Here is a 14,040-nt window from a genome sequence, read left to right as displayed (position 1 = left end):
CTGCCTGTTAAAGTGCCATGCTTTGAGAAACTGGCTTTATTCGATACGACCTGACGACTTCAAGTTTAACTGCCGGAGGTAAGTGAAAAAGTAAAGAAATCATAAAGGTAAAAGGAGGGCCAGCTGCCGTGCGACCGACAGCATAACCTGCCAGCAAATTCCAAAACGGAATATAAGCCGGCATGCGGGATGGCATCAATTGTAGTTTCATATACGTGGATTAGATGCTGTAAAAATATTGTTATACATCCACTAGTAAGGGACTCAAATGATTCAATAAGGTGATTCAAATGTTACAAACAGCTGAATAACATGAGTTATATGCGGCATATAACTCATGAATGGCTTTTCTTTTTAAGATTCGCAGCATATTCCGAAGGGGTAACCCTAAACTCCTCCTTAAACACCTTACTGAACACTTTTGGATTATTAAACCCTACCTCGTAGGCTACATCCGCAATAGACATTCCACTTTTATCTAATAATTGCGCTGCTCTTTTCAGGCGAATAGAGCGAATAAAATCCAATGGCGATTTGCCCGTGAGAGAATTTATTTTCCGGTACAAGGTGACCCTGCTCATGAACATCTCTTTGCTGAATTCATCTACCGAAAAATCAGGATTATCCATTTGTTTTTCAATGATTTCCAATGCCTGTTTCAGGAATTGTTCATCTACCGGCGTTATAGTTACCTCTTCCGGGTTGACAGTTATCTGCTTCTGGAATCTTTTCCTTAATAATTGTTGTTGTGCGAGCAGGTTATTAATACGCGAGGCAAGGATCTCAAAAGTAAAAGGCTTGGTAATGTAGTCATTGGCTCCTGCTTTCAGGCCCTCCAGTTGCTTTTCCTCGCTACCCATGGCGGTCAGCAATATTACGGGAATATGTGCCGTCAGGGTTTCGGATTTAATTTTACCGGTCAGTTCAACACCATCCATTAAGGGCATCATAATATCGCTTACCACCAGGTCCGGGTTTAACTGCTTAATTTTCTCCCAACCCTCACTTCCATTGGTTGCCTCCTCCACATGATACTGTTCCTTCAGGTTGTCCTTTAAATAAAAGCGCAGGTCTTCATTGTCTTCCACTATCATAATTGTTTTTTTCCTGGTTCCTTTCTTCTCTTCTTCAATTATCATTTGCGCTCCTTCATCCACGGGTATTGGCGGAATAACAAACGGGGGCGCAACATACATCTTCCTGGCTGGCATGATCACCGTAAAACAAGTTCCCTGCCCGGGTTCACTTTCCACCGTGATCACACCATTGTGTAACTTTACAAACTCTTTTGTAATGGCCAGCCCGATACCGGTGCCCTGGTTGACCATACTTTCCGGTACTTCGGTCTGAAAAAAGCGTTCAAATATTTTTTCATGCTGAGCAACAGGAATACCAATACCGGAGTCTTTTACGCTGATGGCAATCGTTCCATCAGCTTCATTAACAACAGGGCGATATGCCAGGTTAACACTCACCGCTCCATCGTCATAGGTATATTTAAAAGCGTTGGAAAGCAGGTTAAATAAAATCTTCTCGATTTTATCTTTATCGAAATAAATTTCAAGGTGGTCAATGTCGCACGAGAATGAAAACCGTATTTTCTTCTTTTCTGCAATGTCGGTAAAGGATTCGCTGGTTTCTCTGCAAAAACTGACAATGTCACCTACGGCGGGATGCAGTCTGGCTTCCTGCACTTCCATCTTCCTGAAATCCAATAACTGGTTTACCAGGTTCAGCAAACGTTTGGCATTCCGTTGAACCAGGTTCAGTTGTTCTACCTGTTCCTGGTCAGTAGCCTGTTTAATGATTTTATCCAGCGGCGCAATGATAAGACTTAATGGCGTACGGAATTCATGGCTTACATTGGTAAAGAATTTTGTCTTTAGCTGTTCCAGTGCATGGGCTCTTTCGGCTTCCCTACGTTGCTGTCTGACTTCAAAGCGCATGTGTATCCTGTCCAAGGTGATGCGCCGGATGAGCCAAAACAGGGCCGCCGCGATCAACAAATACAGCAGGTAGGCAATGGGAGTTCGCCAGAATGGTGGTTCAATATTGATCTGCAACGTTTTTACTTCGCTCCATGCGCCTGTTCTGTCCAGTACTTTTACCTTAAAAATATAATGCCCGGGACTCAGGTTGGTATAGGTAGCTCTTCGTTGGTTATCGTCTGTATATAGCCAGTCGGCGTTAAAACCTTCCAGCATATATGCATATGTATCATGGCGGTTATGCGAGAAATCGAGTGAGGCAAAGTCTATAGAGAAAACATTTTCTTTATATTTCAGATCAATACTTTGCAATTGCGATAAAGCACGGGGCAATAATACCCGGTTATTAACCCTTTCACCGGGTGCTATATTTCTATCCAGTATCTGAAAGCCGGTAAAAGCAATGGCAGAGTGTCCAACCGGTTGCTTAACAGCCGCAGGATTGATGATATTAAATCCTGATGGACCTCCAAAAATCAACTCACCCGTCCGCGTCCTTAGTGCTGCATTTTCATTGAATTCGCGGTCCTGCAGGTTATTGGTAGCATCGTAGTTAACGACTGAAAAAGTAATTTGGCTATTATGCTGGCTGGGAATAGCGTTGCATAATCCATTAGGTGTGGAAATCCAGAGCGTTTGATGCGCATCTTCCAGGATATTTAATATCATGTTGTCTGGAAGGCCGTCTGATATCGTAAAGGTCCGGAATTCGTTTGTTTGCTTATTAAACAGGTTCAACCCTTCCCTTGTTCCGACCCAAATCCGCCCCTGGCTGTCTTCAAACAAGCAGAAAATACCATCATCGCTTAAACTGTTTTTCTTGTTTGTATGCTGGTAAGTAGTGACAGCTGCTTTGTTCTTTTCAAAAACAGTAATCCCTCCACTGGTGCCAATCCATAAATCTCCTTTTTTATCCTGTATAATAGCAGAAATATAATTCGCGCCTCCACCACTTTTATAATGAGAGAAGTGATTCGTAGTTCTGTCGAAACGATCCAGCCCTCCGCCTAAAGTGCCAATCCACAACTGCTGTTCCCTATCCTCAAATATTTCCCACACAATGTCATCCGCTAAACTGGACGAATCACTATCCTGGTGCCGGTAATGTGTAAATTTCCCTCCGTCAAACCTGTTAAGTCCTCCGAGATAAGTACCCACCCAAAGGATATTTTCGTGGTCAATCCAGAGGCTCACAATTACATTATTGCTCAGACTATTGCTATTATTGGGATCATGCAGGTATTGTTTAAAAGTATTATTCTTTCTGTCAAAATAAATCAATCCCCCTCCATTGGTACCTATCCAGATATTACCGGATCTGTCTTCCACAAAATGGTTGACATCATCAAACTGCAAGCTCCCGGGATCTGAATCGCGGTGATGAAAATAGGGAAACTGCACCACGTTACTATTATAATAATTTACGCCTTGTTTGTAGGTACCCAGCCAGATAATGCCCTGATTATCTTTATACATGGTAATGATACTGTTTTGGCTGATGCTTTTGGGGTCATTGGGGTTATTCAACAGAAAAGTAGTTTTGAACCCATTCTTTTTATCAATCAGGGTGATACCTCCATGGTCTGTTCCCACCCATATCAGGCCATTATCATCCTGGACAACCTGGCTTACCAGTTCCGACTTTAGCTTTACCGGAAACGAACTTTTGTTCATCAACACCACGCTGCTATCGCCCGGATGGTAAAAAAAGAGACCATTGTTGTAGTTCCAGCACCATATATCACCATCGCTGTCAACAAAAAGGTGGAAGGAACTTTCCCCTTTATGCCGCTGTTGAATAGCTGTACTGGAAAATAGGACTTTCCCTAACCGTATATCATACTCCTGCAAAAGGCCGGACTGATATACCAGCCATAACTTTCCATCGTTTGTTTCTTTTACCGAAGTAATCCTTTCAGCAGGCGCCATACCTGCTGATGGATTAAACCGTTTTACATTTTTATCGCGGGCTGTATATATATATAGGCCCTTGTCCTCGTATAGGAACCAGTATCTTCCGTCTTTTCCGCTTACTATACTGGAAATGGTACCCACAGGTAAACCCATCGCAGACAAATAGCCATAATAGTCTGCATCAAACTTTTCCGTATCCGGGTTGTAGATACAAGGCCCGCCCATGGTTGACACCCACATTTTCCGGCCGGGTAACTCATAAAAACTGACGATATTATTGGCCTTTAGAGAGGTACTGTCGTTATGATCTTTACGAAATACTTTACAGGTGTAACCATCATAACGATTCAATCCATACGTAGTTCCAAACCATAAAAAGCCGTCCTGATCTTTTAATACTGCATTTACCTGGTTGTGAGACAACCCATTATATGTATTGAACTTTGAAAAATTATAGTGCTCCCCCTGTGATAAAACCATCAGGGATTGGAGCAATAAAGCAATCCCCAAAAGGTAACGCATTGCTGTAGGTTTTAGGTATAAAAATTTTGTGCCTGTCCGGCATTCATGCGTTTCCCGCTGGCATCGTTTTCCATTCATGCTTCCTGAAAAGATGTTTTTCAAGGGTATTGTTACATTCTATACCCTAATCTGATATAATCCATACCCCCGGTATGGGCCGGACCATATAACTTTATAATATTATTCCTCGCAATCAACTTGCCTCGTTATAAAATATGCTTGCTGTTGCCTTGCCAGGCTCCCGTTCTTTGCGTGCCCTATTTAACAGAGGCGTCTCCATAAACCATACTTTAAGTGTCAATATAACATATATAATCTGTTACAACAAATTCCACTACTATCAGGCCCCTTTCCTTCCGCAGTAATACTACCATCCACGAATAGAAAATCCATCATCACTTTCTTCAACCTATCTAAAAACGATTCACGTATGAAACATCTTTTATCCTTATCTGTACTGCTAAAATGCAGTTGCAAATGGCTGGTTGTAGCCAGCCAGATGAAAGTGGGCTGGAAGCTTCATCCTACGAAAAAACGGCTATTACCACAAAAGTGGTGATAGCCGTTTTTAAATACTGGAAAAGAAATTTTAAACCATACACTTAATCCAGTTCTATCATCGCTTTAATTACGCCATTGGATGGATCGAGTAAACTTTCGAATTCGTTGGCTACTTTATCAAATGCCATACGATGAGTGATGTAATTGGCCGGTTGTACCCCACCTTTTTTGATGGAAGCAATAACATGATCAAAATCTTCGCGCGTTGCATTACGGCTGCTCATTAATGTGGCTTCCCGCTTGTGGAATTCAGGATGACTGAAACTGATCTCTCCTTTCTGCAAACCTACCAGGACATATCTGCCACCATGCGCTATATATTGGAAGCTGTTATTAATGGCCTTTAAGCTACCGGTAGCATCAATCACTACAGTAGGCATGTCGCCATGGGTGATCGCCACCAGCTCCTCCGCTACGTTTGCGGTAGAAGCATCGATGACGTGATCTACCTTTAGTTTTTCTTTACAAAACGTGAGTCTTTTTACATTCACATCAACCGCAATTACTTTACCACCGGCAATACGCGCAAATTCCATAATCCCCAGGCCGATAGGACCTGCACCAATCACCAATACAAATTCGCCGGGTTTTACGTCTGCCCGCCTGATGCTGTGCGCACCAATAGCCAAAGGTTCAACGAGGGCCAGATCATCGTACCCCAGGCCATTGCCATGTACCAATGCATAGGCAGGCACATTCAGGTATTCCCTCATGCCCCCGTCAACATGCACACCGCAAACATTCATTTTAACACAGCAGTTAGGCTTGCCTGATCTACAGGCAATACAAACGCCACAATTAAAGTAGGGTATAAAAGTGACGATTTCACCGTTTGAAAATCCAGGCGCTCCGTTAGCATCTACTAACTCTCCCGAAAGTTCATGGCCTAAAATACGGGGATAGTTAAAATAAGGCTGGGTTCCTTCGAAAGCATGCAAATCCGTGCCACAAACACCAATCCTGCGAATCCTGATCTGAACATAACCCTCGCCCGGCGCCTCTCTTTGCGTATCTTGCCCTGATAATCTTCCCGGTTCCTCACAAACTATTGTTCGCATATTATTTTTTTAAAGTTGAAAGATTTGTTCCATCATGACCCACTTCTCTCCTTCTTTTGCCCAGGGCAATGGCTGCTGGAACTTCCACATTAATTGTTCCCATTCCTGTACTTTAGGATTAACGGCATCAGCTGCATTCTTTTGCTGCTCATTATACAAATCCGTCGTCTCCATAATCATCATCAGGCGATTACCCGTTCTGTAAATTTCCATTTCCACAATACCTGCATTCAGGATACTTTTTCTTACTTCCGGCCAGCCATTTTCTGCTTTGTGCCAGTATTCATATTCTGCAATCAGTTGGGGATCATCCTTTAGATCAAGCGCTAAACAATATCTTTTCATAGCGTCATTTAATAATTACAAATAACCGGATACATAAGCAGGATCAATCAATCCATCATTCTCCATTTCTTTCCAGAATCCTGCTGGTATGATTGATTGAGGTAACGCCACGTTTTGTGCGACCCTTTCTGCCTGCGTGGTATTTAATGCGATACTTCTGACCCCGGGTGCACTTCTGCCAAAAACCACACATGCCGCTACCGGCTTTATATTATAATTGAAACATAACCGGTAAAACTGCTCCCGCCAATCGTATAATGCTTTATCTTTTACCGGGTCTGTTAACTGGTAATTATAATAAGCAGATCCCGTTAAGAAGCCGCCATTGAAAACAGATGAATTTATAATCGCAATATCTTGTTGCTCCAGCTTTAACATAAAATCTACCAACGCCAACGGATGACTATGAATCGTCATACTATTGGCAATCATCACCCAATCGAGCTTTACATCTCCTGCTATTTTCGCAATGATCCGCCAATCCTTTGCTCCTACTCCTATCGCTTTCACCTTACCGGCCTCTTTCAATTCATGCAAAGCACGGTAAGCCTCCAGTATATCCTGGTAACGTTGTTGCCAATCCTGTTCATTAGCAGATGCGGCGAGGTATTCATCGGGATCGTGCACAGATACCAGCTCCGCATGATAGTCGCCTAATAATTCGTTGCCTTGTTCATAGCATTCCAGGATGCCATGGTAGCTTATTTTTTGAACCGCATCATGTTCCAGGTTGCGCCATACGCCTGGCTCAAAAGTGGGTTCCGCCGTTTTTAATTCGGTGCGTAACCAGCCCAGCTTATTACTGATCAGCACATCCGACGGGGCCACCTGTAATTGTTTCAAACTCCGGCCCAAAGCTTCCAGCGCCAGTCCTGCGCCGTATTTGCCGGCGGAATCAAATATAACCGGTCCTGACGAATATTTTATACATTCACTGACAATAGAGCGCTTTATTTCGTCCGGGAGTGCTACATATAAATTTCCTAACCCGCTGGTGCCAAAAATTACTTCCGGCAATATGAGTTTTTCCATACCAGTGATTACTTATTTTCAAACAATAGATGAGACAATTAATTTTTCCGTTTTCACTTTTACACGATGGCCTTTGAATCCAAAAAAGGCCACTGCTGCAAAACAGATCAAGGGTACTGCGTAACCATACTGAATATTCCCTGTTACATCGCTGATATAGCCAAATACCCTTGGCAATACTGCGCCCCCAACAATAGACATAATGATTAAACTGCTTCCAAATTCTGTATCACCGCGTAATTCCTTGATGCCAAGTGCAAAGATGGTAGGAAACATAATAGACATAAAAAAGCAGATACCTATTACGGTATAAATCGTCACCATACCGGCTCCAAAGATCGCGATGACACAAAGGAAAATATTGATAACGGCATATATCGCCAGTAACCTGGCGGAGCTAAAATGTTGCATCAAATAGGTCCCGATGAATCTTCCTATTAGAAATGCCAGGCCACATGCTCCCAGGTAATCTGCGGCTTTTACTTCGGTGATACCTGCCGCCTTTGTTGCATAAAGGATAAATAAGCTAAACACGCATACCTGGGCGCCAACATAAAAGAATTGTGCTACCACACTCCAGGTGAGGTGCCGGTGCTTAAAGGCATGAAAAATATACTTGCTGCTGGTATGTCCTTCATTTGCCTGGATCGCCGGCAGGCGGGTAAAAGCAAAAATGATGGCTATTAATACCAGTACGCTTCCCAAAATAAAATAAGGCATTTTTACAGTTGCCGCTTCTGCCGCCAGTGCAAGCTGACGGGCATCTGCTGTCATGGCACCCAATTGCGTGGCGGTATATCCTTTTGTAAGAATAACCCGTGCGCCAATCACCGGTGCAAGCGTGGCAGCCAGGCCATTAAATGACTGCGCAAGATTTAACCGCTGTGTAGACGACGCCGGATCTCCAAGTGACGACGCATAAGGATTAGCCGCGGTTTCCAGGATGGTCAGGCCGCAGGCAATAATAAACAATGCGATCAGGAAAAATGTATACTGCTGCGTATTGGCAGCAGGAATAAACAGAAACGAGCCCAGGGCAAACACCAACAGGCCTGTAATGATTCCTGCCTTATAGCCATACTTCTTCATAATAAATCCCGCTGGTAAAGCCATCAGGAAATAGGCAATAAACACGGCAGAATCCACCAGCGTAGCCTGAACAGTAGTCAGCGTAAATGATTTCTGTAAATGAGGTATTAATATAGGGTCAAGATTATGTGCAAAACCCCATAAAAAAAACAGGCTCGTAATCAGTATAAACGGGAATAATGTATGGTTCTTTGCCATGTGGACCTTAAATTTTACTGCAGATTGATCAGGCGGATTGATCCGCCGGTAGTCAGACGATCGCTCCTTCAATTTTCAATACAAAAGCCTCTTTACACGGACGCTGATCCGGCAACTGTACCTTCAAGCCTTCGGATGTTTGCTGAAAGCTCAAACGGTCGTTTCCAAGCAAGCTTACCTGGCTCACTTTTCCTACCTGTTCATTTGCAGCCAGGGACTTCACCGATATGGCATTATTCTCCGGCCATCCCAGCATAATGGCATACAATGTTTTGCCCTTTGTGGTAAAACGAATGTCTTCTGCTACCAATGGTTTGCCCTGTCCTTCATTAAAACCATATGCACTCAATGCTTTGACCGATTCCGTAGCAGGTCCTTCTCCAAATACTTTCCACGGACGTGTACTGTAAATGGCCTCACTGTTCACCTGCATCCAGGCGGCTACCTGTTCTACTACGGCACGCTCTTCACTATCGATAGTACCGTCTCCACGTACAGGAACATTCAGTAACAGATTCCCGTTTTTACTGACAACATCTACCAGCGTATGTACTACCGTTTTGGCGCTTTTATACCCTTTGTTATCGAACAGGCGGCGGTCATAGTGCCAGCCACCAATACAGGTATCCGTTTGCCAAGGCAGCGGTTCTATCTGGTTACTCTGTCCACGCTCAATATCCCATATCATACATTTGCGTTGCTGTTCGTTCAATTTCTTTCCGAACAAAGCCGCCTGCAATTTTCCGTGTTTCTTTATACTGGTGTTATAAAGGTGAGCGGCTATTTTTAACCCTACATCGCTTACAGGCCAAAGCGGCAACGCATTGTCATCAAAATAAACGAGTTCCGGGCCATATTTATCAATGAGATCAATAGTCCGGCTTAAAAACTTATCGCAGTACGCTTTATCAGGCACATTGGCGCCATTCCCCCAGTCCCAGTAGGCACCCATATCCCCCTTCAGACTATCCTTACTCAACGGATGATTTTGTGCATACAATTCCTGAGGGTCGTAACCTTTCCACCATTTATTGTTGCCATCTGCTTTAGTCAGTTTACCATCATATGGAATACCTGCATAAGCTCCACTTTTGTCGGAGCGCTGTGCCACCTCATACCAGGTCCAGGCATGGGCAGCATGGACGGTAACGCCGAAGGGTAATCCCTGTTCTTTGGCAGCCTTTGCCCATCCCCCAATGAGATCTTTTTTGGGTCCTACCCTGGTTGCATTCCACCGGTGGTATTTGCTATCGTACAGGTCAAGATTATCGTGGTGATTGGCCATCGCCATAAAGTACCTGGCGCCGGCTTTTTTGTATAAGGATACCAGTTCTTCGGGATGCCAGTTCTCGGCCTTCCAGTCGTTGATTACATCCTTAAAGCCAAATTTAGAAGGATGACCATATTTTTGAAGATGATAATTGTAATGATCACTTCCTTCCTCATACATACCACGTGCATACCAGTCGCCGTGTTCGGGCTGGCATTGCGGTCCCCAATGTGCCCAGATACCAAACTTTGCATCGCGAAACCAATCAGGCACCTGGTATTGCCCCAACGAATCCCAGGTAGGCTGAAATGGACCTGGTGCCATACGTGGAATGGACGGTGCTTTTAACAAACTGTGTGCGTAAAGATCAGATAGATATAGGGATGACAGACCCGTAGCTAATCCTTTTATCAGTGTTCTTCTTTTCATGGAATTTATTTTTACCGGTTACTGGCACATGCCGGGAATTACCTGTTTGTACTGGTAATTCCCGGCTTATAACAGCACCCCTTAATTAACAAATCAAACTTACTCTGAAATACTTACCCAACATTTAGCTTAATTAGACTTTTTTTTATACAAATCCGACTATTTAACTATCATTGCTATGGCAAAACCACTACATTAAGACAACAGAATACCTGTAAAAGCAATTAGCGGTATTCCCCGCCATCTGTTTGAGCCGATAATTGTATTGTATGATTAAAAGAACATTAAAACAAACATTTACGTTATTGAACGTTGATTACGTAAAACTCGGTTCCAAATGGAATTATAAAAATGTGATCAGCCCTTATTTCAGGATATATTATATTGATGCGGGTGCAGGAGAAATCTGGGATGCTTCCGCCAAAGTTAAACTTGAGCCCGGCTTTCTTTATATTATACCGAGCTTCACATTATGCAACCTGGTATGTCCGCATTATCTCAGCCAGTATTTTGTCCAATTCTTTGAGGAGTCATCGGATGGCATATCCTTATTCGAAAACAACAGATCTATTTTGAAGGTAAAAGCGACGGAAATTGATATACTGAATTTTGGACGGTTATTGGAGATAAACCCGGGGAGAGGCATTAATGGATCCGACAATCCTAAGGTGTATGAAAAAAATACATTTTACAAAGCCTACCAGGATCTTAACAACCGGCAAAGCATGTCAACATTTACCGAAACCCATGGCATCCTGCTCCAATTGGTATCCCGCTTTCTGACACAAGATGCTTTTAAATACAAGGATACACAGCAGGTACCCGCAAAAATTCTAAATGCCATCAGCCATATTCAGTTAAATTTACATCACGACCTGTCGGTAACCGTGCTGGCGAAAAGAGCCAACCTGCATACAGATTATTTTTCCCGCCTTTTCCATCAGCATACCGGGGAAAGACCGATAAAATATGTACAGGAAAAAAGAATTGAGCGCGCCCAATACCTGATGGTAACAACTCAGATGACTTTTACTGAAATTGCCACACAAACAGGTTTTGAAAATGTATTTTACTTTTCTAAAATTTTCAAAAAAATCACGGGCATGTCTCCCGGGAATTACAGGAAACAAATGGACACCGTTGGCTTCTAAATGCCACTGCAATAATGCCTGCCTGGCATCCACTTCCGCTCATTAATTGAGGCTGCTTTAAAATGGCAGCTACCTGGCTTTAAGCAGGCGAACCTCCATGATACATGGGGTAACTTTTCCCGAAGCAGCTTCGAAAACTATTTTCGCAGCACCGGTAGATACCATAACAGCAGGGATCTCCACTACTGCAACCTGCTCTTTCTTATCAGGATCAGCCTGACCGCATAATTCCAGCATTTTTTTGCCTCCAACAATCACACTACCACAGTCGTCTGCATGGGCATAACGGTAACGAATATACAATTGATAATTACTCGCCACACCAGCGCGTAGTGTATAGGCAAACGACTGACGGGTAAATCTGAAATGTTGATCTCCGGCTGCACCGGCACTGCTTCCCTCCTCCTCAAACTGATGGTCGGCTTCCGGCTGCTGCTCACCGGCGTACACACGGTCCACGGTGAGGCTGTCAAGATGCTGCTTGTCGTCATGCTGTGGCAAAGGAAATGGACGCTGTTCGGCTTTGCCGGCATAAGGCCAGTAAAGCATATACCGGGTGTCATGTACCTTGTAAAACGGGACCAGTTTGAGCTGCCTGAAGGCTGGTTGGGAGATAAGATCACCTGCCGTAAATTCCAATGGACTACCCGTGCTCTGCAACTTAACGCGGCCGGGGCCATCCAGCTCCAATACCGGGGCTGCGGACATGGAGCGCAGGTCTCCACTGGCAATCTGTCCCCAACGGCTGGTATCAGCATATAACCCGGTCATATGGAGCGTATCAGTGGCAGCTGCAAGTACAACGGGGCCATACAAAAAGGAAACCCAATGACTGCTGTCTGGTAACCCTTCTGCACGTGCTTCCATTGGAAGATGGATTTTCACAACATCGCCATTTCTCCAGGTGCGACGAACAAACAAATAGCCGGAGGTGCCGGCAGCCGGGGTCACCTGTTGTCCATTAACGGTTATCGTCATACTGTCTTTCACCCATTCCGGCCTTCGTACAGCCATCGTGAATAATTCCGGTTGCTTTAAAGAAAGCGTAAGCATGGACGTCTCCTCCTCCGGGAACCGGGTAGCCTGCACCAGTTTCAGCGATTTATTTTTCCATTGTACTACAGATGGAATAAACAGGTTTATATAGAGTGAATCTGCTGAATGGGCATAAATCAGTTCCGCATATTTTGCATGATTTTCCAGCCCGGTTCCAACGCAGCACCACATGGCATTCTCGGGAGTAGAATATACCCGGTAATGCATAGGATGTATAGGAGTGAAATACACAAAACCTCCGTTGGGGTGTTGGGAGGAAAGAATATGATTATAGAGCGTGCGCTCGTAGTAGTCGATAAATTTGCCGTCGGGATGATCCAGGAAAAGTAACCTGGTCAGCTTCAGCATATTATAACTGTTGCAGGTTTCCGGTCCTTCCGGGCTTTCCAACATGGCACGGAAATTATCGGCAGCATGAAAATGTTCGCGTACGCTGTTACCTCCTATGGCAATACTGCGGTGCGTTACCACTGTGTTCCAGAAAAAAGCGGAAGCATCTTCCAGCATAGCATCATGGCCTACCATGCCTGTTCGCATAAAACCAACTACTTTGGGAATCTGCGTATTGGCGTGTAGCCCGGTAAGTGCGTCGGCATGCCTGGTGAGCGGGCCCAGTAACTGCAGATGAGTAAAGCGCCTTGCCATGTAGAGCCAGGAGGTATCGCCGGTTTGTTCTGCTACTGCGGCAAAAATTTCGTTCATGCCTCCAAATTCTGTTTGCAGCATTAACTGCATTTGTTCATCGCTGAGATTTCCTGTCACCTCCCTGCTCCAGCGGCAAAGCCGTAGCAGCATATCACGGGCCTGTGTACTGCCGGTAAGCGTCCAGGCATCTAATAGCCCGTTGAAAGTTTTATGCAGGTTGTACCAGGGCACCCATCTTTTGGTTACGGCATCCCCCTTTCCTTCTGCTACCTGCTTCCAGAGGCTCTTTCCACCCGGAATGCCGCCAAGATATCCATTGCCGTTCTTCAACTGACACTTTTCCAGTTGATGCAGCATATAATGTAACCGCTGCCTGTAAACCTCTTTCCCGGTAGCCGCATACATCAGTGAAAGTGCGGAAAGGTAATGACCTCCTATGTGTCCATCCAGGCCCCAATGCTCCCAGTTTCCATAACTTTCTTTCTTCGTTGGAATGCCTGCATCCTTCTGAAAAGGCGCCAACAGGCGATCTGGGTCCAGGGAGAGTATATATTTTTCATCGATGTGCTGCGCCTCCTGGAATAATCCTGGTAATAATTGCACCTCAGCGGGGGAAAATGTTTGCAACCGTTGAGATTGAGCAGCTGACATCAAAGGAATAGATACCAACAGAAGAATAAATAACTTTTTCATATGCAGACGTGGAATAATTGTCAAATTAACATTTAAAATCCATCTGTGCAAGTAAAGTCATTTATTCAATATGATATGAGGCAGGCATA

At 44.3% G+C, this 14,040-nt stretch carries 9 protein-coding genes; 1 reads left to right on the top strand and 8 read right to left on the bottom strand.

Annotation, left to right across the window (positions count from 1 at the left end):
• Positions 1-7 precede the first annotated feature (7 nt).
• From AC5ZC7_RS10005 to AC5ZC7_RS09975, 7 genes are all read right to left on the bottom strand, one after another.
• On the bottom strand, positions 8-211 hold the full coding sequence (locus tag AC5ZC7_RS10005) for a hypothetical protein (protein ID WP_496159449.1): 204 nt from the start codon (positions 209-211) through the stop codon (positions 8-10).
• Positions 212-335: 124 nt separating this feature from the next.
• Positions 336-4,424, bottom strand: coding sequence for a two-component regulator propeller domain-containing protein (locus AC5ZC7_RS10000; protein WP_496159450.1), 4,089 nt, complete (start codon positions 4,422-4,424; stop codon positions 336-338).
• A 602-nt stretch (positions 4,425-5,026) separates the two neighbouring features.
• The gene (locus tag AC5ZC7_RS09995; RefSeq protein ID WP_496159451.1) at positions 5,027-6,043 is read right to left on the bottom strand and encodes a zinc-binding dehydrogenase; all 1,017 of its coding nucleotides are present in this window, start codon (positions 6,041-6,043) and stop codon (positions 5,027-5,029) included.
• 9 nt (positions 6,044-6,052) lie between these two features.
• Positions 6,053-6,388: an L-rhamnose mutarotase gene (locus AC5ZC7_RS09990; protein WP_496159452.1), complete on the bottom strand. Its 336-nt coding sequence runs from the start codon at positions 6,386-6,388 to the stop codon at positions 6,053-6,055.
• A 15-nt stretch (positions 6,389-6,403) separates the two neighbouring features.
• Positions 6,404-7,420 (bottom strand): aldo/keto reductase, encoded by a 1,017-nt coding sequence (locus AC5ZC7_RS09985; protein ID WP_496159453.1) that lies wholly within the window; start codon positions 7,418-7,420, stop codon positions 6,404-6,406.
• An 18-nt stretch (positions 7,421-7,438) separates the two neighbouring features.
• Complete coding sequence (fucP, locus tag AC5ZC7_RS09980) at positions 7,439-8,707, bottom strand: L-fucose:H+ symporter permease (RefSeq protein WP_496159454.1); 1,269 nt, start codon at positions 8,705-8,707, stop codon at positions 7,439-7,441.
• Positions 8,708-8,759: 52 nt separating this feature from the next.
• A complete protein-coding gene (locus AC5ZC7_RS09975; protein WP_496159455.1) occupies positions 8,760-10,406 on the bottom strand; it encodes an alpha-L-fucosidase in 1,647 nt (548 codons plus the stop codon).
• A gap of 269 nt (positions 10,407-10,675) precedes the next feature.
• Here AC5ZC7_RS09975 and AC5ZC7_RS09970 point away from each other — a divergent pair, with 269 nt between their 5' ends.
• The gene (locus tag AC5ZC7_RS09970) at positions 10,676-11,557 is read left to right on the top strand and encodes a helix-turn-helix domain-containing protein (RefSeq protein WP_496159456.1); all 882 of its coding nucleotides are present in this window, start codon (positions 10,676-10,678) and stop codon (positions 11,555-11,557) included.
• Between the two features lie 69 nt (positions 11,558-11,626).
• Here AC5ZC7_RS09970 and AC5ZC7_RS09965 read toward each other — a convergent pair whose 3' ends face one another.
• Positions 11,627-13,951, bottom strand: coding sequence for a beta-L-arabinofuranosidase domain-containing protein (locus AC5ZC7_RS09965; RefSeq protein ID WP_496159457.1), 2,325 nt, complete (start codon positions 13,949-13,951; stop codon positions 11,627-11,629).
• Positions 13,952-14,040: the final 89 nt, after the last annotated feature.

The organism is Chitinophaga sp. 9-1-y, assembly GCF_059511905.2.
This window is presented reverse-complemented; position numbering and strand designations above follow the sequence as displayed.